This window comes from bacterium, from assembly GCA_030697795.1.
Lineage (GTDB): Bacteria > Patescibacteriota > Minisyncoccia > JACQLN01 > JACQLN01 > JACQLN01.
On sequence record JAUYOV010000006.1, the window covers coordinates 38737 to 62619 of the forward strand.

Genomic DNA, 23883 nt, shown 5'->3' on the forward strand with positions numbered 1-23883 from the left:
ATTTCCCAAAACCCTTTATAATGGGAGGAACTATGAAACTCGGATTTTACAGCTTTGACGTAGCTCCAGGAAACAACATAGCTATACTGGCGGCCGAAGCCAGAAGAAGGGGGCATGAGGTAGTTGATCCCGAGAAACAAAAGCCGGTTAGTGATAGAGCCATGGTTGAACTCATGACTTGCGATATGGTTGTAACAGGGCTTTCGTCTTTTAAAACGGAAATGGAGCTCGATGTTGCGCGTTATTTGAAAAATGAGACCAAGTGGGTTGTGTTGGAAGACGTGCCAGAATCTTGTCTGCGGCCAAAGGCGCGTGATTTTGCCAACAGGGCAGATTTACTTTTGATGGCTCCTCATACCAAACCGGAAGATGCTGCACGTTTTGGTTTTAGGAGAAATATCTGCTTGGGTCCGCCTCCGCTCTGGGGCAAGGAATACAACGAACTGATAGCGGCTAAAGAAGCTAATGTCCGACAGAATATGGAGAAGGTTGTTATGGGTGGCAACCCCATACAGCTTCAGACTAGTGATGTCGTGGTCGGCTTGGTGGGTGGAAAAGATTCACCAATAAACGATCTAGTTCTTGGGATGCTCATTCAGGCGTTAGCTGGTCATCATAAAGCCGTTGTTGGTTTTAGCCAACATCCTGGTGAGAAGGCTACAAAACCAGAAGATGAAGAGCGTTTTACGCGCGCTTTTCAAGAGCGGGCTGAAATGTTGAGCCGAATTTGGCATCTTTCTAAAAACTGGAAAGGTGTTGAAGTTGGGGCTGTAGCAGATGTGATGATTTACGCCGGTGGCACCAACGCCAGTATTTCGGGCGCCTATGCTAGGATTCCTGGTATCTATCTAGATCTTCCGGAAGTTCGGGCAAGAATGGTAACACAAAGCGGTAAAGAAACATGGTTTGTGGCTGAACTTGGTGGAGCGCTTGTTGTGGACAACAAGGAAGATCTTGGCCCGATGATCAAAACTGCATTGAGCAATGAAGGGAGACAGTATCTGCTTGATATGCAAGAGAAAAATTTTCCATTGCCTGAAGATTGGCATACGGAAAAGAAGATCATCGATTATTTGGAGTGTTTAGTTTAGGAAATTAGTGTATCCGCTCCGACCTCGTGTCGGAGCATTTTTAATTTTAGTTGTCCAAATGGCATAGTCAGCAATTTATGCGATCACATAAATTGCTGACCGGTGCTAATTATTGCAAGAAACTATACGACGCAAAATTTGGGTTGTCTTACTGGGGTTGACCCCGTTAGAGATCGCGCGGGCTCGTAGCGACCCCCCATCTCTAATTGGGGTTGACACCTTCTTGTATATACGTATAATGAAATAGTTCACTAAAATAACACAGGTAGAGGTAATGGCGGGTCGCTTCAAGCGAACCTCACTAAAGGCGGGGCAGGGAACTCCCCTCCAGAGTACCAAACCCCGCTTGTAAGCCAAACAGGATTCCATATCGGGCTATGTCCGGTTTGGAATGTCCTCCCTCCCCACGATTCTCGTGAGTTGGGCGTGGTCCGATACCTGTTTAGCTGAAAGGCTGGATGCGACCGCTAGGCATCCAGCCCGAAATTAAAACTCTGCAAGGGCAGAGGATGTAGTTCTTTATAATTTTGTTTGGCCAGAAAGGTCTCTTGAAAACGAGTAGAGCTTTGCCTCTCGACCTCGTATTCTTCCCGGATCTTTCTGGCCTTGTATAGTCGAGGAACTTTTACGGTTCATCTTCTCCTGTTCGTCTTTCTTCCTTTCAACGGATTGGGGTTGATTGCCGTGCAGAGGGAAGTTCCTCGCACTCCCGCTCCGACCTTGCGTCGGAGCGGTTTTTTAATTCCCTACAGGAATCCCGCACAAAGTGCGGAGAGGAGATCATTTAATCTAGATAGTTCAAATTACGTGTCCTGAGCATACGATCGTATGCTCAGGACACGTTTCAGAATTTATATACATATTAAAAAATCACTAGAAAAATTTAGAAAACCAAAAGAGCTTGACCCTAGTTCTAACATTTGCTACATTATCAATCGTAATAGAAGAGTGATAAAATCATTTAGATAATAGAGCATAGAAGGTGGAAAGTAGCTTTAAATCTATCTTCTAAAATCTACTTTCTAAATTTCAAACATATGATAAAAATCAAACCACTATCAGATCGGGTCTTAATTGAACCCATGACCAAAGAAGAAAAAACTAAATCGGGAATTTATTTGCCTGATACGGTAGATAAAGAACGTCCCGAACAAGGCCGGGTTTTGGCGGTGGGTCCGGGCAAGGTTGATGATGGCGAAATTATAAAAATGTCTGTAAAAAAAGGCGATGTGGTTTTGTTTACCAAATATGGCCCTAACGAAATAAAGGTTGCTGGCAAGACTTATTTAATCGCACGCGAAGATGATATACTCGCAATTTTGGAATAAGTTCCAAAATTGCGAAATTTCTAATATCTAATTACTAATTTCTAAAAAATATGGCAAAGCAAATATTATTTAACGAAAATGCTAGAACCGCCATGAGGCGGGGCATAGACAAGCTGGCCGAAGCTGTAAAAATGACGCTGGGTCCGCGTGGCCGCGCGGTGGTTATAGAAAAAAGTTACGGCGCGCCTCAAGTAACTTTTGATGGCGTTACGGTAGCTAAAGAAATTGAACTTGCCGATAAATACGAAAACTTGGGCGCGGAGTTTGTAAAACAAGCCGCCGACAAAACCAATACCAACGTGGGTGATGGCACCACTACGGCGGTGGTTTTGGCTCAAGCTATGATCAAAGCCGGCGAAGAATCTATCAGCAAGGGCGGGTTTAATGTTATTCAATTGGCCAACGAACTTAAAGAAGTTTCTAACGCAGTTATAAAAACTTTAGAAAGTCAGCGCGAACTCATTAACGATAACAAAAAAATCCAAGAAGTAGCCACGCTTTCGGCCAAAGACACCAACATTGGCAAACTTATCGCCGAAGTGGTAAAAGAAGTTGGTAAAGACGGTGTAATTTCGGTGGAAGATGCCAACACCGTGGGCAGTTCTTACGAAGTGGTGGAAGGCATGCAGTTTGACCGAGGTTACATTTCGCATTATATGGTAACCAACGCCGAAAAAATGGAAGCAGTTTATGAAAACCCTTTAATACTTATTACCGACAAAAAAATATCTGCCTTAACCGATTTTTTGCCGTTTCTAGAAAAATTAGCCAAAGCCGGCAAAAAGAATTTAGTGATTATTGCGGAAGACGTAGAAGGCGAGTCTTTGGCTACGTTAATAGTCAACAAAATTCGGGGCACGTTTAATGCTCTCGCCATTAAAGCTCCGGGTTTTGGCGACAGACGCAAAGATATGCTAGAGGATTTAGCTATTTTAACCGGGGGCGAAGTTGTGACCGAAGAAAAAGGTTTGCGCTTGGACGCCATAGAAATAGATGTTTTGGGACAAGCCAAAAAAGTTATTTGTGCTAAGGAAAACACAACCATTATTGGCGGCGCGGGTAAAAAAATAGAAATAGAAAAAAGAATTAAGCAAATAAAATCGCAAATAGAAAAAAGCACTTCCAATTTTGACAAAGAAAAACTAGAAGAAAGATTAGGCAAGCTTGCTGGCGGAGTGGCTATTATAAAAGTGGGCGCGCCCACCGAATCGGCTCAAAAAGAATTAAAACAGCGGGTGGAAGATGCGGTGGCGGCCACCAAAGCGGCTATGGAAGAAGGTATTGTGCCTGGGGGTGGTATGGCCTTCTTTAATATAGTTTTTAAAAAGGATGTCAAAAATAAAAGTGAATTACCCGTAGCTTTAGCTGCGGCCAAAATAATGTTTAAAGCTTTAAGATCGCCGGTGGAGGCTATTATAGAAAACAGCGGTGAATCTATAGATGAAGTTATAGCGGAATTAATGCAAGCTAAGAAAGCACCGAATTCCAGTTGGCTTGGTTTTAACGCTTTAACCAATAAAATTGAAAACCTAAAAGATTATGGCATTGCGGATCCCTTAAAAGTTACTAAAACGGCTTTTATAAATGCCGTATCAGTCGCTAGCAACTATTTAACCGTGGGCGCGGCTATAACCGAAATTCCAGAAAAAAATCCGCCAGCAGGCGGAGCCTCTATGCCGCATGGGGGAATGGAAGACTATTAAACAAACTCTAAGCACTAAATACTAAATTCTAAACAAATCTCAAATCTTAATTTTCCAAAAAGTTTAAAATTTGTGATTTAAATATTGTTTAGGATTTAGATATTAGAATTTAGAGTTTACTGATATAATAAACACATGACATTAACTACTTGGATTCTAATAGGTGTGGGCGGTGTAATAGTCCTTTGGATTATCTACGCCTTTAATCGTTTGGTTACTTTGCGTACGCGCATAGAGGAGGCTTTTTCCGATATTGAGGTTCAGTTAAAACGCAGGTATGATCTTATTCCTAATATAATAGAAGCTGTAAAAGGTTATATGGGGCATGAGCGTTCGGTATTTGAAAATGTAACGCAGGCTCGTTCGGCGGCTATGTCCGCGTCAAACGCGTCAGGGGCACATGAGAAAGCAGAGAAAGAGAACGCGCTGTCTAATACATTAAAAACTCTGTTTGCAGTTTCCGAAAACTATCCCGATCTTAAAGCCAATGCTAATTTTTTAGATTTACAACGCGAACTGGCCGACACCGAAAATAAAATCCAAGCCGCTCGCAGATTCTATAATGGCAACGTACGCGATCTTAACATTAAAATTGATTCGTTTCCGTCCAATCTTATCGCCGGCTCGTTCGGTTTTAAAAAGAAAGAATTTTTTGACCTAGACGATAATTCTCCTGCCCAAGAACCGGTAGCGGTGAAGTTTTAAGTTCTTGGTTTAAGTACTCTACGAATTTGACAGAGCTTTATATAGTATGCTATCATTATAACAGCATAAATAATGCTGTTCTTTTCCATAAACCCGCGACAGGTCTTAGAGGACAAGTCGCAGAAAAGGAGAACAAGTCATGGCTCATGACAGGTTCACATTCAATAGCGCCGGCCAGACTCATGAACTGGAGATGGCGATGGATCGGGCTGGTGGGTACAATGCCGCGATAGTAAAGCGGATGTGCAAAGGTGATCGACTCACGCACATTCGGGAATATCTTCTTGGCTTGGCCGAGATTACATATCCCGAGCACATCATCAACTGCAGTGCCGACCCGTTCGTGCCTGAAGGCTGGAGCGTGGAAGAGCATCAGAAGAGCGGTTCTTTCAAATGGAGTCCCGCCGAGGTGCAGTTCTACCTCTCCGAGCTTCAGAAGCAAGACAAGGTTATCAAGGGAGATGAGCTTCGCCATGAATTGGCAGGTAAGCCGGTTTACAACGCGAACGTTCTTGATTATCTGCTGGCTCACCCTCATTTGATTCCCGAAGCGTGGAAAAAAGATGAGCAGGGACGCACCCAATACATCTTTTTCTGGGGAACCATTTACCGCGGCCGGGGCGGCGGCCTCTATGTGCGTTGCCTTTGTTGGGGCGGCTGCGGGTGGGGCTGGGGCTGCGGCTGGCTGGGCGGCGGCTTCCGCGGCGGCGGCCCCGTGGCTCTGCGCGCATAGTACTTTGACCCTTGGAATCTTGGGCTTTTCTTTAGCCCTTGATCCCTTGGGTCTTTTTAATTTAACCCAGTCAGAAGTAAAACTTCTGACTGGGTTTTGTAAAAAATCTAAAATGAATTAAGATTAACTCGGATACTAGGCGAATCTGCCGGCGGTTACGGCTTCCGGCGGCCGAATTCCGAGGCAAGCTATGCCAGAGTGGGAACGGCCACGGCTTTTCCCAGCGTGCTAACTTGATCTCTAAAAAACAAAGATACTTGGTGTAGGGTGCTGGTGGATTAGTTTCGCTTTGGCGAACGAGATCCCAAATAAAATACAGCCTTGAGATCGGTTTGTTTTATAACCTTCTAGGGGCAGTGGTATGGATGGCATCCTATACGCAACCGCGACCGGAACGGCAACCTCTATGTGCGTTACCTTTATTGGAACGACTACGAGTGGAACTGGAACTACAACTGGCTAGACAACGACTTCAACGACAACAACCCCGTGGCTCTGCGCGCAACTATTTTTATTTCTCCCCAATTATTTAGGGGAGTTTTATTTTTTTAAATATGATTGTTCAAGATGGTAAAGAACAGTCACTAATTTATGCTATAGCATTTTTTGATGACTATCATAGAGATAGAAACAGCGTGACATCCGATGTCATTCAGCGGTGTTTATTATTTTACCCTTTATGTATATACTTTCTTTGTATGAATATATATAACCAAAAGGATGCAAATGTACGTAAAACGTGGCTTTTGATGGCCGTGTTTTTTGGTGTGGTAATTGGTATCGGCTGGGTGGTTAGTCAATATTACCAAGATCCAAGTATTCTCTATATCGCAGTTATTTTTAGCATAGGTATGAATTTTATAAGCTACTGGTTTTCCGACAAAATTGTTTTGGCTTTACATAAAGCCAAAGCAGTGGAATTAAAATCAAACCCAGAACTTTTTAGAATTTTAGAAAATTTAACTATTACAGCTGGTTTACCCCTACCCAGATTTTTTGTAATTAACGATCCCGCTCCCAACGCTTTTGCTACCGGTAGAAATGCCAAACACGCGGTGGTGGCGGTTACATCGGGTCTGTTAGAAAAATTAGACAGGTCCGAAATCGAAGGCGTGTTAGCGCACGAGCTTTCACATATCGGAAACAGAGATATGTTGGTCTCAACTGTAGCTGTTGTTTTGGTTGGTTTTGTTTCTATTATTTCTGATATGTTTATGAGATCCTTATGGTTTAGAGGTGGCGATAATGATAATAGGGGAAGCAATGGAATAATTATTATTGTTGGAATTTTACTTTCTATATTAGCGCCAATTTTTGCTACGCTGATTCATTTAGCAATTTCTCGTAAGCGCGAATTTTTAGCTGATGCTTCGGCTGTTTTGTTAACGCGCTATCCTGAAGGCTTGGTTTCGGCTTTAAAGAAAATTTCTCAATACGATCATCAACCAATTCGTACAGCAACTAATGCCACCGCTCATTTGTTTTTTGAAAATCCATTTGGAGCCGACGCAGATGGCGATGGCATTCCCGATCACAAACAAAAAGTGCCTTGGCTGGCTAAATTATTTTCTACTCACCCCCCAATAGAAGAGCGTATAAAAGCTTTGCAGGGGTTGACCCCGTAGTAACTTGAGCTGAAGGTTTTTAATATCAAACCAAATTTGGTAGTGGATTACTTAATCAATGGTTTAGTGAGTATCTTTGTGTAAAGAGAATCTAAATTTAAAAACCTTGGTTTGATTACAGCTCAACTACTACGGGGTTGAAAGTTTAGAAATTTAGAGTTATATTTTTAATATGAAAAAACAAGCTATTGTTAAAACTAAGTATGGCGATCACCTGATTGTTTTGGAGCGAGATGGCAAAAATTATATGGTAACTGTGCCTGGTTTGCGGGAAATAATAACCCAAGGAGAAAATATTGCTCATGCTAAAGATATGGCCAAAGAGGCTATCGAATTAACGATAGAATGTTTGGTTGAAGAAAATATAAAGAATAATAAAAAAATTTCTTTTAAGAAACTGGCTAAGCAATTTGCAACGATTAATGCATGAGTATAATCCCGATTCTTAGCTCGCGTCAGCTACTTTCCGTCCTGCTTAGAGCAGGGCTCAAAATTATTAGGCAAAATGGAAGCCATATTCGGCTTTATAATCCTGTAACAAAAAGAAGTACAACTTTGTCGATGCACGCAAGAGATTTATCCCGCAAGATAATTACTGGAATAATAAAACAGACTGGTTTGTCTGTTAAAGAGTTTCTTGATATTTTGGGCAAGTAATAAAGGAGGAGTCGCATGTGGGTTTGGAATAAAAGTTTTTATTCCAAACGGGTTTCATCAAGTTGTTAATACGGCGGAGAGGTCGCATAGTGGTCTAGTGCGCTCGCTTGGAAAGCGAGTGTGGGGAAACCCACCGCGAGTTCGAATCTCGCCCTCTCCGCCGTGTTTATAATTAAAAGAAACCCCGGAACTAGTGCACCGCCTTGGAAAGGCGGCATACCTTTACCGGTATCGTGGGTTCAAATCCCACCTCCTCCGCCAGTTAGGAAGTCCGGTGTTAAACATACCACTCTTACAAAAATTGAGAGTAATGTGGTTATAAAGCCAAGCGTGCAAACGGTCGCCAAGATTGCCAAAGCGTTAGATGTTCTAATGGAAGATTTGCTATAATAAAAAGGTCAATTATAAAAATTAAACTGAAAGGATGTAAAAAATATGAAAACTCTAAAATGCGACCTATGCGAAGCAACAGCAGAAGGCGAAACATTTGAAGCGTGGATGAAGGCTCTCATGCCTCACTACATGAAAGCTCACGCTGACGTGATGAATGACCCTAAAAAGACTAAGGAAGACCAGCAGAAGTGGATGGTTGAAAATAAAGCAAGGTTTGAAGCTACTTAGAATAAGGTCGAACAAATTAACAAACTAACTTAAAAAACTATGAAAAAATTTACTTGTAGAGAAATGGGCGGTCCGTGCGATACAGAGTTTGCAGGAGAAACCATGCACGATGTCGGCGGAATGGGCGGCAAGCATATTATGAGCACGACTGACGAAGCTCATAAACCGCTACGCGAGCAAATGGCTAAATCCACAAAAGAAGAACAAGATAAGTGGTTTGTGTGGTTCAAGGGTTTGTGGGACAAGAAAGCCGAGGTCTAGTTTTTAGAATGTAATCAAAAATAAAAACTTATGATAGAAATAAATACGTTACAGATCAATGTTATTGCTGTACTGGTGGCAACAGTTGTGACTTTCATTCTCGGATTTTTTTGGTACGCTAAACTTTTTGCGAAACCGTGGATGAGAGAAATGGGCTATGACCCCAACATGAGACCTGATGGAAAAACAATGGTAAAAGGCATGGCACTCATGGTTATTGGAAATTTCCTTTTCGCGTGGGTTCTTGCGTTCTACTTTGCAGGCTGGCGGCTTCTTCCGGGTGGGCCTGCCGAATTTGGGACACTAGCCTTTGCACTTAATTCTGGCCTCTCTGTGTGGATTGGGTTTTTTCTCTCCGTTCATTTGAGTAAAGTTGCTTGGGAAAAACATTCATGGAAGTTATTCTTCATTAACAGTGGATATCATTTGGTTGCGACAGGAGTTGTTGCCCTTATTCTTGCGTATTGGATATAAAAGTAATGTCACTCCGAAGGTTGAACCTTCACTAGTTTGAGTTAAGGCTTAACGGGCGTGGTTGGTATGATTTTTAATCAGTGATAAAATAGTGGTATGGAAAATTCTAAAAAAATTAAATGGGTTTTGCGTATTGCCGCCGCCGGAGAATTTGCTGGTCATGGCGTTTTTGCTTTGCAAGGCAAAAAAGCGTGGGTAGAATGGTTTTCTATTTTTGGAGTTTCTGATACAAGCCTCGCAACTCAACTTTTGTTTTTTATTGGTTTATTAGATATTACACTCGCCATCCTTATTTTAATAAAGCCTATTCCCATCGCGCTTTTATGGATGACATTCTGGGGATTTTGGACGGCGTTGATGCGCCCAATAGCTGGCGAGCCAATTTGGGATTTTGTGGAGCGTTGGGCCAATTGGGGCGTGCCATTGGCTTTGCTTCTTTTAATTGGCTGGCCCAAAAAATTTCGGGAATGGTTTAGGTAGCTTTATGTTAAGCTACTTGCATTTTTTAGGGATTCAGGTACTATTGGTAAAAGCTTAATCAATAAAAATAAAAATATATGGCAAACAGTGCATTTATGAAACCAATGAATATCAGTTCCGAGTTAGCTGAAGTCGTTGGTAAGGGGCCTATGCCTCGTTCGGAAGTTGTTAAAAAACTCTGGGTCTATATTAAAAAGAACGGTCTTCAAGATACTGTTAACAAGCGCAATATAAACGCCGATGCCAACCTTAAGAAAGTTTTCGGCGGTAAGGGTACGGTTAGTATGTTTGAAATGACCAAGCTTGTTTCCAAACATCTTTCCTAAAATATCTTTGTGTAAAAGCAAGAACATCCTAATTTATTTAGGGTGTTTTTGAATTAGCCCTTAAAGAGTTGGTCAGCTCAATTTGGTTGACCTACTGATACACTTTTGATACACTGAATTGATGCCTACTGCAAAAACTAGAATCAATATAAGTTTGCCAGACGAAGTCAAAGAAGCACTTCAAAAGCTGGCTAAGCGTGACCGAGTGCCCGAAGCTACCAAAGCCGCTCGGTTGCTCGAGGTTGCTTTGGAAGTAGAGGAAGATTTATTTTGGAATGAAATTGCCGAAAAACGGGATAAAAAACAGGCTAAATTTATTTCTCACGCTAACGCTTGGAAGTAATGTTTAAAATATTTTATCATTATTTGGTAACGCAAGATGATATTCCAAAACTATCGACTGTATGGAAAAAGAATATTCGGCGCGCTATTGAAACAAAATTAATAACAAATCCGGAGGTTTATGGCAAACCACTCCGCCGATCGCTCAAAAATTACCGCAAACTCCGCGTGGGGGATTATAGGGTTATTTTTAGAATTGATGGCAGTAGTGTCAAAATATTTGTTATTCAACATAGATCCATCGTTTATTCTGTTATTGAAAAACGTATTGGAGTCTGATATTGTCTTTCGTATATAATATAAATCCCGCACCTTTTCAGAGTAAAACATTTATACGTTTAAAAGGTGCGGGATAAATAACATGTAGATGTGATCATCGCGCATTTTGGCAACGGTGGATAATTTTACGTGTGTTTGCTGTTGCAGAAAATATATTGTGTTATAATTAAAACAATTTACTAGTTCTAATTTTTTTAACGTGAATAATATTTTACCAATTTTAACAGGTATCGCCATGATTGGCGGTTCGGTTTTGGCTTTGGAAGGCGTAAATAAAATCGCTGGCGGCGAATTTTATTTGGCCAGTGTCAGCCATTTAGCCCAAGAATCTGCGCAAACAGCCGCGGCTGTGGTTGAGTCGCAACCATCAACCGCAGAACAGTATATGCCACCATCAGCTCCAACCCCTCCGCCCGCGCCAGCTGAATCAACGGTTACTACATCTAGTTCAGGAGTTCAAACATCATCTGTATCTTCACCAACTCAAAATCAAATGGAGGGTCAGAATAATAATGGTGATAATAATAGAGAAAACAAGGAGAATTTTCAAGAGTTTATTGACCCAAAACAAATACAAGATGGTTTAAGGAATATGAATCAGTTTAGAAATGAACTGCGCCGTACCATCCGTGATGTTAGAAGGCAAGCCAGCGAAACAGATATGGTAGAACTTACGAGCGTTTTGGCCGAAGTAGATAAATTATACGCCACCGCAGCTAATTCATCCGATTTAAATGATGCCAATGATGCTGTGCGAGAATTTTATGATAATCAATTTTGGGATAAAATAAATAGCGTTAGAGCGCGCTTACAAATTCCTAAAGAAATAAAACAAATAAGCCAGTCTATTAAGCGTTTGGATAAGATACTTCTGACTAAAAATATTCAAAATATCGGCTTAGATATAGCTAAAGCCCAAGGGACGCTAGCCGAAATGAAACAAGCCGCCGATAAAGTTCAAAGTTTATATAATAGTGGTGAGTATCAAGATGCCCAAGAAGAAATGAGGCTTTTCCACGAGGGTGGTCACCCCGGCGAGATTGAAGGTGTTATCTTTAGGATTCGTGACATCAAAAATATGGCCAAGCGGGTTAAAGACGCTACCGTTAGGGCCGAAATAGATGGAGTTTTGCAGGAAGTTATAGACACTTTTAACGCCGGTGAATACCGCGACGCCCGCGAAACTTTGGATGAATATGCCGACGACCTCCAGCGCCTAATTAGCCAACTTGTCCAAAGCCAGTCGCGCCGAGGTTACAGCCGCACCAACTCGATTTCCCGAGTCAAAAATTTGGAAGAATTGGTTGTAAAAAAACTTCAAGAGAGCGGTCAAGCTACTGGCACAGTTAATCCTTTTGCGAGGTAAAAATTATAAGGTCTGACTTCCTAGGGGGTCAGGCCTTTTTGTAAAAATTAAAAAATATAATAATAAAAAATAAATAAATTAGGCCAATATGAAAAAATCAATAATCGTTTCATTATTAATAAGTTTGACGTTGGTGCTTTCGGCCCAAGCTCAAACATCTTCTTCTCCAACTTCGATAGAAGATCTGCAAAAACAGATCCAGCTCTTGTTGAGTCAGATGAGTTCGCTCCAAAAAGAGATTACAACTTTAAAATCATCCACGTCAAACGTGGCAGTGCCCGTTGCGCCAACAACTTCTTCCATAGCGCCACCGCCCAATATTTCTTTACCCTTTGTGCGACCCACTTCACCATTCACTTCGCCGGAGATAGACGAATCGGAAGTGACTGGAACTGAAACCGAATTTATCCCTCCGCCAATATTAACCCGTTCGCTTTTGCGCGGTTCGCGAGGCGAAGATGTAAGGCAACTGCAGGAATTTTTAGCGCAGGATCCTACCATTTATCCTGAAGGGTTTACATCGGGCTATTACGGTATCGGCACCGAGGCCGCGGTAAAAAGATGGCAAGCTAAAAACGGCGTGCCGGCCGTGGGCATAGTCGGGCGCCAAACTATTGCTAAATTTAAAACATTTGTGGCGACTTATTCTCCTCTTCGACCGACAGTGCCCGTTGGACCTCTCCCTTTCCCTAGTTATTGTCCGGTTTATGCCTATATGCCGACTTGCAAAGAAGATCAATCGCCTAAAGATGCTAATGGTTGCCAAGTCTGCCAGCAAAAATTAATCACTGATCCAATAAAACCGGTAATCTGCCCGGCCTTGGCTACGGTTGATTCCTGTCCAGCCGGCGAGGAACGGATTGTTACATATAAATCAACGCAATGTGGCGTTTATTATGCCTGCAAACCGCGCGAAATCAGCCGAGCCGACAACACTATCGCCACTTTAAAAAAGATTTCATCTATACAAACCGACAACAGATTTACTGTTAACTTATACGATCCTGAAGGCGTTCAAAAATTTGCGATCTATAATTCTAAAGGCGCTGAAATTCATTTGGGTTACCCAGCCTGCAAAAAAGAATGGTCTTCGCCCGTGATCAGCGCCGATAGTGCGGAATTTCCGCTTAAATTGTTGCTAGCTGATTGCGCCAGTTCGCAGTATAGTACTATCTTAAGCACCTCCGTGGTGACTAAACCGATTGTGGAAGGGCTGACTTTCCCCTATACCTTTGCCAACGGCAAAGTGGTTAGTTCTTCCAATGAAGCCAGATCTTATTGCTACGCCAATGGTCCGAGTAGTGGCCAAAGTGTGGCCGCCGAATGCGAAACAAAATTTGGTGTAATTTACACCTCTGTAACTCCTGTTACTTCGGACCGGGCTGTTTATTTGTCTGACGCTTTTTCGAGTTGTATGTCTAGATCTGGTTTCTTGGCTGATGCCAAGCAAATTAAAACTTGGGCTCAATCTTCCGAGCCTATTCCTTGGTCAGTTTTAACCAGCGCATCCCAAAATACGGTACAGGCTTGTGAAAGAGAATACTATGGCCAAAGCACAGTGGAAACCGGCTCGGCTATGTGCACCGATGGTAAAGATAACGACGGCGACGGCTTTATTGATGCGGCCGATTCCAGTTGCGGTAGCACTTATATTGTTACACCGCCGACTGGTCAAAAAGAACAGATTTGGAATTCTCTAGGCTTAAAATCTTGGATCAAATCCGATGCCGATTCAGCTAGAATCACGCAGTTAAAATCGGTTTGTGCCAGCGTGCCGAATAGTTCTAATATCTGGACGTCTAACGCCGGTAATTATTCCAGCGCCGACTTTGGCATGCCCGACACCTCTAAATGCCAAAGGGCATCTAGTTGCACAGCCGGCCAATATTTTGATGGCGCGGCTTGTGTTACTACTGCTAGCACTAGTACCGGCTTAGTGGAAAATAGTTATGGACTTTGCAGTGACAGTATAGACAATGATCGTGATGGTTTGATTGATTCGGCTGACTCAAGTTGCGCTGGATTTACATCTTCCACATCTACTTACGCTTGTTCCGACGGCCGCGATAACGATAGTGATGGTTTGATTGATTATCCCAGCGACACTGGTTGCTATGCCAAGGAAGATACTTCGGAAGATGTTCCCACTACAACCACTAGCTGTTCCCAGTACGGTTCCGGCTGGCACACTATGGGTTCCGACGGCAACTGCTTTGACACCTACATGACAAACTACCGCACTGCTAATGGCACATTATATTCTTGCACCGCCACGCCAACCACAGGCTGTTCCGGAACAACTACAACTACCACCGGTAGCACTTGCGATAGCAGTTTAACCGCGCTCTTGGGCACTGGCTGCCACTTTATGTACAATGATTCTTCTGGAAAACAAGTCTTCTGCGATAACTCAATGACCAAATCAGCTAAACAAGGTGACACCGCCACTACTGCCGGCTGTTCATCATACACAACAACTACAACGAGTAACTGGCCAACCGATCAAACCAGCTGTTCCAGCCAAGGCTATAATTGGTGCACAACCACAGGTAGCAGTAGTGGCTGGTGCCAATCAAGTGTTTGCCCTTCTTCCAGTTCCACTAGCTCCGCTACCTGTACTTCTGGGCAATATTGGAATGGCACAGCTTGTGTGACGAATACTACAACCACCACTTCTACCGGTTCTTGTTCCCAATATGGAGATGGCTGGCACACTATGGGTTCCGACGGCAACTGCTTTGACACTTACATGACAAACTACCGCACTGCTAATGGCACATTATATTCTTGCACCGCCACGCCGACCTCCGGATGCAGTAGCACAAGTACTTCCAGCACGGCCAGTTCTTGTCCTAATAGTCGGCTAACCGAACTTCTGGGTTCTGGTTGCCACTTTATGTACAGCACCCCAACCGGCAACATTTACTGTGATGGTCCTATGACTAAATCTGCTAGAGAGGGAGATGCCACAACCACATCCAGTTGCCAAGCGCCCACAACAACCACTACTACTTCTTCTACTTCATCAACCACTTCCTGCGCTGGTACACCAGTGTCCTGTACTAATGAAACCCAATGTTGGGGCGCCAGCTATTATTGGTATGACGGCAGTTGCCATAGTTCGCCCCAATCCACCAGTACGACAATTTCCACTTCATCCACATCTTGCCCCAGCGGACAATACTGGAGTGGTTCGGCTTGTGTGAATTCAACACCGTCAGCTTCGGCTTACAATCAAATGAGAGATCAGTTAAAATCTATGGAAATTATTTTACGGGGCTTATTGGGAAGATAATCTAGATATTAAAGTAGATGTCGTTCAAAAAAGTTTTTCTTAAAGTGTCTAAAGTATCTATTGTCCTTACCTTAGTGACGCTAGGCGGTTTTGCTTGTGCCGATATCGCTCTTGCGCAGAAAGTTGATCAAACTGCGCTCATAATCCAACTCCAAAAACAGATCCAACAACTCTTGAATCAAATCCAAACTCTCCAAAAAGAAGTTACAGAATTAAAAACTGAAACTGGAGTCGAGACAATTCCACTAGTGACTGCACCAGTAGGCGAGTCAGACGAAACAATTGAGTTACCCGAACTGACTCGATCATTATCACTAGGCTCTCGAGGCGATGACGTTAAAAAACTTCAAGAATTTTTGGCGCGCGACAAAGAAATCTATCCCGAAGGCTTAGCCACAGGATTCTACGGGCCTAAAACTGTAGAGGCAATTAAACGCTGGCAAAGAAAAAACAATGTTGAGGTAGTAGGAAACGTAGGGCCAAAAACCATTGCTAAGTTTAGAGAACTAGGGCAGGGAGTAGTCCAAGGTTTGATTCAACAAGGCACGCCCTTGGGTATGATTCCGCCTGGTTTATTAACTGCACCTGGGATACAAAGACAAATGGCCACCTCGACAAGCTCGGGACAAGCCACCTCCACTATTCCGATTATGCCTTATGCAACTATGACTCCGCCGACTTTGCCACAGGCAACTACCACACCTGCTGTACCAGCGGTACCGGCTGTGCCGGCTATACCCGGTATTACCAGTGCAGTTCCGGCAACCCCAGCCACTCCGGCTCAGCCCGCTTCTACATCAACCAGTGCCAGTAACGAACTAAAAGTTATTTATCCTAATGGTGGTGAGACTTGGTATAAAGGCAACTCCTACACAATCACTTGGCAGAATCCGTTGGCCGCCAGGTTCACCGGCCAAGAAAAATATTACTGGAATATACTCTTAAAACGAGGTAACAATTCTTGGCAAGCCAATGATACCCCTGTGCCAGTAACCCAATCTTCGTATGTTTGGTCTAAGTGGACTGGCTGGGCTGAACCAATTCCTAATGCCAGCGACTTTAAGGTGGGTGTTTCTTTGGTTGATACCTGTGCCGCACAAGTTGGCGGCATCTGCCCTTCGGCTAATATTTCTATAATTCCTGCCGGCGGCATTGATTACAGCGATAACTATTTTACAGCTACGTCAACACCGCCAACAACCACGATTACTGATAGGACAGCGCCAACTATTTCTTCGGTCGTGGCAACCAGCATCACTTCCACCTCGGCAATTATTACCTGGATTACCGATGAACCGTCCGATTCGCAGATAGAATATGGTTTGAATAACCTTTTTGGAAATTTATCGGCGCTTGATACATCACTAACAACCAATCATTCCGTAACTTTAACTGGTCTAAACTCAAATACTACTTACTACTATCGGGTTAAATCTAAAGATATAGACGGATATTTTGCCTCAATGACTAATTATACTTTTATTACCCTTGCGGCCAGCGGTAGCTCATCCACTGCAACATGCTCGAATTTAACACTTGGATTCTCAAATAATAAAACCACATACGTGCTCGGTGAGAATGGTTATGTGACATACAGTTGCCCTTCAACTGTTTATGTGTGCATGAGAATAATCAACCCCGCTGGAGTTATAACAAACATCGGCTGTCACACTGCAACGTCCGGTATCGACGGTTTTGGTGGTCTTTCCTCGGTGGGAAACTACACCGCTCGCGCATGCTATGGTGCTACAGGTACTACAGATTGTCCAACAATCGCTGCATCTCTATCATTTACGGTCATTGCGTCTGCCTCCAACGCCGACACCACACCGCCGGTGATTTCTTCAGTAAGCACAATGGATCCGGCCGCTAACAGTGCCACTATTGTTTGGTTTACCAATGAAGCATCGGATTCGCAGGTGGAATACGGTTTGACAACTTCTTATGGAAATTCAACAACAGTCACTACCACTCTGAAAACTGAACACTCTATAGGTTTAACAGGTTTAACTCCAGCCAGTACCTACCATTACCGAGTTAAATCCAAAGACGGAGCTGGAAATCTTACAACAAGCAACGACTATACTTTTATTACCCTCACAACTGCGGCCGCACCAACGCCATCAACCGCATCCACCACGCCTTCGGCCTCGGTCTACAGTCAAATGAGCGATCAGCTAAAATCTATGGAAATTATTTTGCGAGGTTTGTTGGGTAGATAGTCAATGGAGATTAGAACTCAGGCGCACGACCTTTGGGTACGGTGCCTTTTTCTTTTGGGTTAAATTATTGCTACGATTAAAGCATGGCTAAGATTGTGGTGGTGATTCCAACTTACAATGAGAAAGATAGTATAGCTAGGCTAGTGAAGCAGATTTTTGGCTTGGGCCTGCCAGATTTAAAAATGCTAGTGGTGGATGATAATTCACCCGATGGCACGGGCGAGTTGGTCGAAGAACTCAAGCTTAAATATCCCATAAGCATTATTCACCGATCCAAAAAAAGGGGCTTGGGCACGGCTTATGCTGTAGCTTTTAAATTTATTTTGGGTCAAAAAGAAAAGCCCGATTATATTGTTCAAATGGATGCCGATTTATCGCATAACCCTAAAAATATTTTAGATTTTCTAAACAAGATAGGGGAGTACAATGTGATTTTAGGTTCCAGATACATCAAGGGTGGTGGAATCGAAAATTGGGACTTACTACGCCAATTAGTTAGTCGGTTTGGCAATATATATGCCAGGTTGGTTTTGGGGTTACCTTATAAAGATTTAACAGGTGGTTTTAAGTGTTGGCAGAGGGAAGTGTTAGAAAAAATTAATTTAGATTCTTTAAGTTCTACTGGCTATAATTTTCAAATAGAAACAACATATAAAGCCCATAAGTTGGGTTACAAAATCTGCGAAGTGCCTATAGTTTTTATCGAAAGGAAAACAGGTACATCTAAGTTTAATTTAAACATAATCTGGGAAAGTTTTATAAAAGTTTTATGGCTAAGATTAAAAACTTTTTTATAGAAAAAATAAAACCCCATAGTGATCAGGTTTTTTTAATTACAGTTATAGTTTTAGTTGGTGTGATCAGTTTCGGCTTAGGCCGTTTGAGCGCTAAATATAAAACAGCCGAGCTAAATATAAAAAGCACTATTGTTAATACTGCCGATTTAAATAAAATTGTTACAGATGATTCTGTCAAAAACAAAACAACTGTTAAAAAAGAGAGTGCCCCATCTGCGGTAGAGGAGAGTGAGCCCAATGTTGCGGCTATAATATTACCGGCTCAAAAGATTGTAGGGAACAGGGATAGCAAAATTTATCACTACGAAAATTGCGCGGGAGCGTTAAGGATGAAAGCAGAAAATAAAATTTACTTCGCATCTATAGTAGAGGCTAAATCGTCTGGGTTTAGACCTGCTGGGAACTGTCAAGGGCTAGAGTAGGGTGTGGATAAGTAAGTGTCGCACAATGTAGCTTATACGACATAGTCCATTAAGAAGACAAGGCAAGAATGGGACTATGTCGTATAAGCTGGAAAATATTTTGCAACATTACTTTTTAAGTAACATCGCAAAATATTTTCTTATTAAATTAAGCTGTCCGTAACTCACCTGCTACAGTTATAGATAATCCAACGGGTTTAAAGTTTTCCCATAGTTATAACTTATACGTAACTCCCCCGTCTTGGGATCTTTATAAGTGAAAAACTCCGTGAACACAGAAAAGTGTAAATGGGGTCCAGTAACATTACCGCTAGCGCCTTCATAACCTAAAATATCCCCAACAGAAACTTCATCACCCACAGATTGGCTAGAGATTTTAGACATATGAGAATATAAAGTTACCAAGCCTCCGGGGTGTTGAATTGCAATCCAATTGCCCCAATAGCCATTGCAAGAAGGCTTAATATAGTTTTGGCAGGATTCTAATCCTTTAGCAACAATTTTGCCTCCGGCTGCAGCTTTTATGGGGCTGGCTAAGCCAGCAGTTATATCTATGCCGTTATGTCCTTGACCGCCATAAGCACCCCGCCTAGCATATCTGGTTAAGCCATAACTTTGAGTAATTTTGGCGTTATCTTCGGGCCAAGCAAATATTTTTGTGCCGGCTCTAGGTATTGTTTCGGCTTGAAAATAACTGACAAAGTTTTTTTCAACTAAAATTTGTTCTTCTATTTTTGCTAAACGCGATAACAAATCAGCTTGCTGTTGTTCTACTTGGTTTAACAATTGTTGATATATCTGCTCTTGGCCTTTGGTTACCTTAAGCACTGTATCCTTTCTAGTTTTTTGTTCTTGTTGGGCAGATTTCTGAACAGATAATTGGGTATTTTTATTTTCCAGTTCTTTTTTATTTTCTTTTAAATTTACTTCTTTATTTTCTAGATTATTTTTTAACCGTCTGGTATCTTTAAGAACATCGTTCATTTTCTTTTGCAAAGAATCTAAATGTTCTGTTTGTTTTACAGCCTCGGTTAGGGTTTTATATTTTAAGGCTCTTTCTAACAAGCTCTCTTCATCAAACTTGCGAAGCTCTCTTAAGATGCTAGCTAAGACTTCTTGTTTTTCACCGATGCTAAGTTGGGTTTTTTCTATATCTGTTTGAGTTTCTTTAATATCAAGGCGAGTAATATGAATTTGGTTTTCGGTCTTTTTAATATCCAAATTAAGTTTGCTAATTTGGGTGGTTATAGTGGCTATTTCGTTTTTTAAAGAAACTACCTCTCCCCTTTTAGAATCCAAGTTTTTTTGGTATTCGGTAATTTTGGCCTCTAGTTCGTCAATATTATTTTGTAAATTATCTCTCTCACTTTTCAAGTTATCTAATTGGTCAGCTTCGGCTAAATTAGGCACGGAAATTAATACCAAACAAAAAAAAGCCAAGAAATACTTCAAAATATATGTTTTTCTAAACCTCATATTAGCCATTTTAACATAAATGATTCCCTCCCGCAGTTTCTGCGGGACTTCTTGGAAATAAAAAAAGTGCGTGTTTTTGTTGACCACGCACTTGCTGTTTTTATAGGGTTAAGTATTCTTACCATCCTTTTTCTTCTAAGTTTTGAAGAATTTTGTTTTCAGATACACAGTATAGCAACATCGAACATATGCTGTATATGAAAAGTCCGTTCATTATTATTTTTTCGCTGATTTCTACAGCAAGGCAAAACATTGATGCAACTATTCCCATAGCCAGTATTAGGTATGAAATGCAAAGCCTAACTATGAATTTTCTTCCAAATTCAATGGTTATCATATTTACCCCTTTCTATTAAGGAACTTAATTGTGCACGTCTGACATATAATTGCAAATTTTACTATATTTTGTCAATAGCTAGTTTTATTCTTCTTACAGACTCTTTTTTACCCAGTACATCTAAAATTTCAAAAGGGCTTGGAGATTTGGCGAGTCCGGAGAGCGCTACTCTTAAAGGCCACAATAGGTCGCCTCGGCCGATGTCGTTGGCTTTAGGCATAAGTTCGGTGGTGGTGGTGTCTATATCGAACGAATTTTCGGGCATATTTTCTAATATAGCTAAAACTGTCTCTAAATTTTCTTTAGTTTTTTCTTTTGGCGATTCTTTCCAGTTTAATAAGTCTGTTTCATAAACTGGTAAAGCAAATATAAAACCTGCCAGTTCTTTTATTTCGGAAAATATATTCAATCTATCTCTAAATAAGTGAGCTACTTTTATAAGCTGGGCCTCGTTTGGGTCATACATATCTAAATACGGTGCTATAAATTTAGCAATTTCCGCCGGCACCATATTTTTTATATAGTGATTATTTATAGAATCTAGTTTTTTATTATCAAAAACAGCACCTGATATTTGGACTCTAGAAATATCGAATTCTTTTATTAAATCGTCTAAGTTAAATATCTCTCTATTGTCTTTGGGATGCCAGCCAATTAAAGCTAAAAAGTTAAGCATTGCCTCTGGCAAATAGCCTAGCTTAGTAAACTCGTTTACAGAAACAGCGCCGTGACGTTTGGAAAGCTTAGAACGATCAGTCGCCAATATTAAAGGTAGGTGGGCATACCTAGGCCTTTTAAACTCAAGCGCTTCAATTAGCTCAACTTGTTTATGGGTATTTGATGTGTGGTCTTGTCCCCTAATAACATCGGTAATATCCATTTCATGGTCGTCAACAACAACAGCAAAATTATAAGCAGGATTGCCATCGGATTTTATAAGCACTATATTTTCTGGATCGCTGGATTTAAAGCCTATTGATGCTCTTAGAACTTCGTCTTTAAATATAATTTCTTTATATGCGGGTATCGTAAAAATTATAGCCACACCCTTTTCGCTTTCTACTTTTTGAGCTTTACCAGAGTTCACTAATTTATCTGCGTATTTTTTATATATTTCGATGCGTTCACTCTGCCTAACAATTCCCCCGTCCCAATTTAAACCCAGCCACTCTAGGCCGTTTGTAATATCTACTTCGTATTCGGGCTTGGATCTTGCTATGTCTGTATCTTCTATGCGCAATAAAAATTCACCATGATTTTGTTTGGCGAATAAATAATTAAAAAGCGCGGTACGAGCCGTACCAACGTGCATATAGCCGGTGGGGCTGGGAGCAATACGGGTTTTCACTTTCATAAATTTCTAATGTCTAATATCTAATTTCTAATCAAACTATTAATATCTAATGACTAAGTTTAGAAATTAGTAATTAGAAATTGGTCATTTGGCCAAATCCAAAAGGATTTGTGCCAGCTGGCTGGCTGCATCTATTTTAGCAAATTTTTTGGCATTTTCACTCATTGAATCTAACTCCGAACTGTTATTTAATATTTTTTCAATTACTTCCTTTAGCTTGTCCAGTTCATTTTCTTTTAAAACAACAGCAGCCCCAGTTTTGGCATAAGAAGACGCATTGACCGGTTGATCTCCGTTTTTTCTTTCTAAGGGAATTAAAATGCTTGGTTTACCAAAAGCCGCCAGTTCAAAAATTGTTCCAGCACCGGCTCGACCAATGGCAATGTCGCATAATGTATAAGCAGAAGCCAACTCTTTTTCGTTTAAAAATGGTACGATCTTTAAATTATTGTCCAACACCAGGTGTTGGACAGATTGATAATTAGCCGCGCCCACGCTCCAAATCATATTAAAATTTTCTAATAGATCAGGCAGTATTTTAAAAATAGCTTTATTTATTCTCTGTGCGCCTTGCGATCCCCCGCTAATAAATATCGTACACCGAGCATACGATCGTAAGCTCGGTGTACTTTCCTTTGGTGGAAAATCAAGAATTTTTTCGGCTTCTTCTTTGGTTAAATCCAGATACTTTAATCTGACCGGATTACCTACTACCTGAATATTTTTGCCCGCGAAAAAATTCTTAGTTTCTTCAAAAGATACGACAATATTATTGGTTACATAAGAAAGGAATTTATTAGCAAGCCCCGGTATTGCGTCGGACTCATGTATGATTATTTTCTTAAATAAAATTTCGGCAGCTAATACAGGTAAAACACTACCATAACTGCCCTTGCCCAAAACCACATCTGGATTTATCGAAACTACTATTATTAAAGATTGAAAAAATGCAAAAGGAATTTTAATAATTTCCCAAATATGTTTAAACGAAAAATATCGCCTTATTTTACCGGCGGCGATTATGGTTTTAACAATTACGCTTTCTTCTCGCAAGGCGTTTAGCGAAAATTCTTCTGGACCAACAAAATATATTTTTGCCTCTGGCGCTAGTTTTTTGATGGCTCTAGCTACGGCTACCAAGGGTAAAACATGCCCACCAGTTCCCCCACCACAGAGCATTATCTTAGGGTTTTTCATATACTTACTTTAGCAGTATTTTTTTAAATAAAAAAGCAGGCAACCGATTGCCGGTTGCCTGATAGATTCTAAGTTCTTGCATAACTCCTTGTTGCTAGCACTTTGGCTTTATCTCTTGGCGAAAACATTCCAAATAGGGCATAAGCCAATTGATCAAGGATTATTTTCCCTATCGGAGTTAGTTCAAATCCTGGATCAGCGAAGTCTATTTTTTTTACAGTTTCTAGAAGTATAGTCTCAACTTCATTTCTCCGGCATGTGACTTGCCACTTATCATTTACTTCCCACCTTACATATGCTTTTACAACTTCTGAAATAGTAGCTTCATATCCTTCTTCAGCCATTCTTATCGCAGCTTTTGCTGGACCAGATTGGCAAATAATTGCAGACAGTATAGCGTAAGAAAAAGCTTGGCGAAACTCATGCTTTGATTGCCAGCCTGCGTCTATCAAAGCATTTGCCCTGAACAATCCAAGCACAGAACCTGCAAAAGATTGAGCTGTGCCCAAGCCATTTCTAAAAATTTCGTCACTGAGCATTTCAACCCAGCTATAACCCCAAGTCGGTCTTAATGAAAGAGCAGTCACAATTTTGGCAGTTGCTTCTGGATTCAGATTTCCTAAACAGAATTGCAGTACTATATATTGTTGATCGCGAGCTTGCTCTTTGTTTTGGCTCAACGGATCATATGCGATCAGTTGTTCAAATACAGCCATTAGGTCTTGGCGTGTATCATTTCCAAACAAGATTACCCCTAGTTTCTTTGTAATAGCATCCATAACACCCTCCTCT

26 protein-coding genes and 1 tRNA gene are annotated in these 23883 nt (G+C 41.4%); 22 read left to right on the forward strand and 5 right to left on the reverse strand.

Annotated elements, in window-relative coordinates; all coding sequences use genetic code 11:
* Positions 1–32: 32 nt before the first annotated feature.
* The 22 genes from Q8Q95_02785 to Q8Q95_02890 all read left to right on the forward strand — a co-directional run bounded on the left by Q8Q95_02785 (position 33) and on the right by Q8Q95_02890 (position 18727).
* Positions 33–1091: a hypothetical protein gene (locus Q8Q95_02785; protein MDP3764522.1), complete on the forward strand. Its 1059-nt coding sequence runs from the start codon at positions 33–35 to the stop codon at positions 1089–1091.
* 1040 nt (positions 1092–2131) lie between these two features.
* Positions 2132–2419, forward strand: a complete 288-nt coding sequence (locus Q8Q95_02790) for a co-chaperone GroES (GenBank protein ID MDP3764523.1) — start codon at positions 2132–2134, stop codon at positions 2417–2419.
* A gap of 50 nt (positions 2420–2469) precedes the next feature.
* Positions 2470–4122: a chaperonin GroEL gene (groL, locus tag Q8Q95_02795; protein ID MDP3764524.1), complete on the forward strand. Its 1653-nt coding sequence runs from the start codon at positions 2470–2472 to the stop codon at positions 4120–4122.
* Positions 4123–4257: 135 nt separating this feature from the next.
* On the forward strand, positions 4258–4827 hold the full coding sequence (locus tag Q8Q95_02800) for a LemA family protein (GenBank protein MDP3764525.1): 570 nt from the start codon (positions 4258–4260) through the stop codon (positions 4825–4827).
* Between the two features lie 139 nt (positions 4828–4966).
* Positions 4967–5560, forward strand: coding sequence for a hypothetical protein (locus tag Q8Q95_02805; protein ID MDP3764526.1), 594 nt, complete (start codon positions 4967–4969; stop codon positions 5558–5560).
* A gap of 698 nt (positions 5561–6258) precedes the next feature.
* Positions 6259–7185 (forward strand): M48 family metallopeptidase, encoded by a 927-nt coding sequence (locus Q8Q95_02810; GenBank protein MDP3764527.1) that lies wholly within the window; start codon positions 6259–6261, stop codon positions 7183–7185.
* A gap of 172 nt (positions 7186–7357) precedes the next feature.
* Complete coding sequence (locus tag Q8Q95_02815) at positions 7358–7615, forward strand: type II toxin-antitoxin system HicB family antitoxin (protein ID MDP3764528.1); 258 nt, start codon at positions 7358–7360, stop codon at positions 7613–7615.
* On the forward strand, positions 7612–7842 hold the full coding sequence (locus tag Q8Q95_02820; protein ID MDP3764529.1) for a type II toxin-antitoxin system HicA family toxin: 231 nt from the start codon (positions 7612–7614) through the stop codon (positions 7840–7842). Before Q8Q95_02815 ends, Q8Q95_02820 begins: the two co-directional genes overlap by 4 nt.
* A gap of 75 nt (positions 7843–7917) precedes the next feature.
* Positions 7918–8002, forward strand: a tRNA-Ser gene (locus tag Q8Q95_02825).
* A gap of 2 nt (positions 8003–8004) precedes the next feature.
* The gene (locus Q8Q95_02830) at positions 8005–8232 is read left to right on the forward strand and encodes a helix-turn-helix transcriptional regulator (GenBank protein MDP3764530.1); all 228 of its coding nucleotides are present in this window, start codon (positions 8005–8007) and stop codon (positions 8230–8232) included.
* Positions 8233–8277: 45 nt separating this feature from the next.
* Entirely contained in the window at positions 8278–8463 is a 186-nt protein-coding gene (locus Q8Q95_02835) for a hypothetical protein (GenBank protein ID MDP3764531.1), read from the forward strand.
* A 39-nt stretch (positions 8464–8502) separates the two neighbouring features.
* Positions 8503–8724, forward strand: coding sequence for a hypothetical protein (locus tag Q8Q95_02840; GenBank protein MDP3764532.1), 222 nt, complete (start codon positions 8503–8505; stop codon positions 8722–8724).
* A 30-nt stretch (positions 8725–8754) separates the two neighbouring features.
* Positions 8755–9198 carry a DUF1761 domain-containing protein gene (locus Q8Q95_02845; GenBank protein MDP3764533.1) on the forward strand — a complete coding sequence of 148 codons (444 nt, stop codon included), beginning with the start codon at positions 8755–8757 and terminating at the stop codon, positions 9196–9198.
* Positions 9199–9294: 96 nt separating this feature from the next.
* On the forward strand, positions 9295–9678 hold the full coding sequence (locus tag Q8Q95_02850) for a hypothetical protein (GenBank protein ID MDP3764534.1): 384 nt from the start codon (positions 9295–9297) through the stop codon (positions 9676–9678).
* Positions 9679–9755: 77 nt separating this feature from the next.
* Positions 9756–10004 (forward strand): SWIB/MDM2 domain-containing protein, encoded by a 249-nt coding sequence (locus tag Q8Q95_02855; protein ID MDP3764535.1) that lies wholly within the window; start codon positions 9756–9758, stop codon positions 10002–10004.
* Positions 10005–10125: 121 nt separating this feature from the next.
* On the forward strand, positions 10126–10347 hold the full coding sequence (locus tag Q8Q95_02860; GenBank protein ID MDP3764536.1) for a ribbon-helix-helix protein, CopG family: 222 nt from the start codon (positions 10126–10128) through the stop codon (positions 10345–10347).
* A complete protein-coding gene (locus Q8Q95_02865; protein MDP3764537.1) occupies positions 10347–10625 on the forward strand; it encodes a type II toxin-antitoxin system RelE/ParE family toxin in 279 nt (92 codons plus the stop codon). The genes Q8Q95_02860 and Q8Q95_02865 overlap by 1 nt, the downstream gene beginning before the upstream one ends.
* Before the next feature lie 199 nt (positions 10626–10824).
* Entirely contained in the window at positions 10825–11991 is a 1167-nt protein-coding gene (locus Q8Q95_02870) for a hypothetical protein (protein MDP3764538.1), read from the forward strand.
* A gap of 88 nt (positions 11992–12079) precedes the next feature.
* Complete coding sequence (locus Q8Q95_02875) at positions 12080–15286, forward strand: peptidoglycan-binding protein (GenBank protein ID MDP3764539.1); 3207 nt, start codon at positions 12080–12082, stop codon at positions 15284–15286.
* Positions 15287–15303: 17 nt separating this feature from the next.
* On the forward strand, positions 15304–17508 hold the full coding sequence (locus Q8Q95_02880; protein MDP3764540.1) for a fibronectin type III domain-containing protein: 2205 nt from the start codon (positions 15304–15306) through the stop codon (positions 17506–17508).
* Positions 17509–17591: 83 nt separating this feature from the next.
* Positions 17592–18305, forward strand: a complete 714-nt coding sequence (locus Q8Q95_02885) for a polyprenol monophosphomannose synthase (GenBank protein MDP3764541.1) — start codon at positions 17592–17594, stop codon at positions 18303–18305.
* Positions 18278–18727, forward strand: coding sequence for a hypothetical protein (locus tag Q8Q95_02890; GenBank protein MDP3764542.1), 450 nt, complete (start codon positions 18278–18280; stop codon positions 18725–18727). The genes Q8Q95_02885 and Q8Q95_02890 overlap by 28 nt, the downstream gene beginning before the upstream one ends.
* Positions 18728–18904: 177 nt before the next feature.
* Here the strand turns inward: Q8Q95_02890 and Q8Q95_02895 are convergent, their stop codons facing one another.
* From Q8Q95_02895 to Q8Q95_02915, 5 genes are all read right to left on the reverse strand, one after another.
* Positions 18905–20203, reverse strand: coding sequence for a peptidoglycan DD-metalloendopeptidase family protein (locus tag Q8Q95_02895; protein ID MDP3764543.1), 1299 nt, complete (start codon positions 20201–20203; stop codon positions 18905–18907).
* A gap of 118 nt (positions 20204–20321) precedes the next feature.
* Positions 20322–20540, reverse strand: a complete 219-nt coding sequence (locus Q8Q95_02900) for a hypothetical protein (GenBank protein ID MDP3764544.1) — start codon at positions 20538–20540, stop codon at positions 20322–20324.
* 61 nt (positions 20541–20601) lie between these two features.
* Positions 20602–21894 (reverse strand): glutamate--tRNA ligase, encoded by a 1293-nt coding sequence (gltX, locus tag Q8Q95_02905; GenBank protein MDP3764545.1) that lies wholly within the window; start codon positions 21892–21894, stop codon positions 20602–20604.
* An 84-nt stretch (positions 21895–21978) separates the two neighbouring features.
* Positions 21979–23091, reverse strand: coding sequence for a UDP-N-acetylglucosamine--N-acetylmuramyl-(pentapeptide) pyrophosphoryl-undecaprenol N-acetylglucosamine transferase (locus tag Q8Q95_02910; GenBank protein ID MDP3764546.1), 1113 nt, complete (start codon positions 23089–23091; stop codon positions 21979–21981).
* Between the two features lie 68 nt (positions 23092–23159).
* Entirely contained in the window at positions 23160–23870 is a 711-nt protein-coding gene (locus Q8Q95_02915; protein ID MDP3764547.1) for a hypothetical protein, read from the reverse strand.
* Between the last annotated feature and the right edge of the window lie 13 nt (positions 23871–23883).

What these genes read in the sequence shown, in the direction of transcription:
- Q8Q95_02820 (MDP3764529.1), top strand. Translation starts at nt 7,612, where the DNA reads ATGAGTATAATCCCGATTCTTAGCTCGCGTCAGCTACTTTCCGTCCTG.
- Q8Q95_02900 (MDP3764544.1), bottom strand. Translation starts at nt 20,540, where the DNA reads ATGATAACCATTGAATTTGGAAGAAAATTCATAGTTAGGCTTTGCATT.
- Q8Q95_02845 (MDP3764533.1), top strand. Translation starts at nt 8,755, where the DNA reads ATGATAGAAATAAATACGTTACAGATCAATGTTATTGCTGTACTGGTG.
- Q8Q95_02875 (MDP3764539.1), top strand. Translation starts at nt 12,080, where the DNA reads ATGAAAAAATCAATAATCGTTTCATTATTAATAAGTTTGACGTTGGTG.
- Q8Q95_02785 (MDP3764522.1), top strand. Translation starts at nt 33, where the DNA reads ATGAAACTCGGATTTTACAGCTTTGACGTAGCTCCAGGAAACAACATA.
- Q8Q95_02890 (MDP3764542.1), top strand. Translation starts at nt 18,278, where the DNA reads ATGGCTAAGATTAAAAACTTTTTTATAGAAAAAATAAAACCCCATAGT.
- Q8Q95_02800 (MDP3764525.1), top strand. Translation starts at nt 4,258, where the DNA reads ATGACATTAACTACTTGGATTCTAATAGGTGTGGGCGGTGTAATAGTC.
- groL (MDP3764524.1), top strand. Translation starts at nt 2,470, where the DNA reads ATGGCAAAGCAAATATTATTTAACGAAAATGCTAGAACCGCCATGAGG.
- Q8Q95_02840 (MDP3764532.1), top strand. Translation starts at nt 8,503, where the DNA reads ATGAAAAAATTTACTTGTAGAGAAATGGGCGGTCCGTGCGATACAGAG.
- Q8Q95_02835 (MDP3764531.1), top strand. Translation starts at nt 8,278, where the DNA reads ATGAAAACTCTAAAATGCGACCTATGCGAAGCAACAGCAGAAGGCGAA.
- gltX (MDP3764545.1), bottom strand. Translation starts at nt 21,894, where the DNA reads ATGAAAGTGAAAACCCGTATTGCTCCCAGCCCCACCGGCTATATGCAC.
- Q8Q95_02865 (MDP3764537.1), top strand. Translation starts at nt 10,347, where the DNA reads ATGTTTAAAATATTTTATCATTATTTGGTAACGCAAGATGATATTCCA.
- Q8Q95_02860 (MDP3764536.1), top strand. Translation starts at nt 10,126, where the DNA reads ATGCCTACTGCAAAAACTAGAATCAATATAAGTTTGCCAGACGAAGTC.
- Q8Q95_02850 (MDP3764534.1), top strand. Translation starts at nt 9,295, where the DNA reads ATGGAAAATTCTAAAAAAATTAAATGGGTTTTGCGTATTGCCGCCGCC.
- Q8Q95_02910 (MDP3764546.1), bottom strand. Translation starts at nt 23,091, where the DNA reads ATGAAAAACCCTAAGATAATGCTCTGTGGTGGGGGAACTGGTGGGCAT.
- Q8Q95_02855 (MDP3764535.1), top strand. Translation starts at nt 9,756, where the DNA reads ATGGCAAACAGTGCATTTATGAAACCAATGAATATCAGTTCCGAGTTA.
- Q8Q95_02915 (MDP3764547.1), bottom strand. Translation starts at nt 23,870, where the DNA reads ATGGATGCTATTACAAAGAAACTAGGGGTAATCTTGTTTGGAAATGAT.
- Q8Q95_02895 (MDP3764543.1), bottom strand. Translation starts at nt 20,203, where the DNA reads ATGAGGTTTAGAAAAACATATATTTTGAAGTATTTCTTGGCTTTTTTT.
- Q8Q95_02880 (MDP3764540.1), top strand. Translation starts at nt 15,304, where the DNA reads ATGTCGTTCAAAAAAGTTTTTCTTAAAGTGTCTAAAGTATCTATTGTC.
- Q8Q95_02885 (MDP3764541.1), top strand. Translation starts at nt 17,592, where the DNA reads ATGGCTAAGATTGTGGTGGTGATTCCAACTTACAATGAGAAAGATAGT.
- Q8Q95_02815 (MDP3764528.1), top strand. Translation starts at nt 7,358, where the DNA reads ATGAAAAAACAAGCTATTGTTAAAACTAAGTATGGCGATCACCTGATT.
- Q8Q95_02810 (MDP3764527.1), top strand. Translation starts at nt 6,259, where the DNA reads ATGAATATATATAACCAAAAGGATGCAAATGTACGTAAAACGTGGCTT.
- Q8Q95_02805 (MDP3764526.1), top strand. Translation starts at nt 4,967, where the DNA reads ATGGCTCATGACAGGTTCACATTCAATAGCGCCGGCCAGACTCATGAA.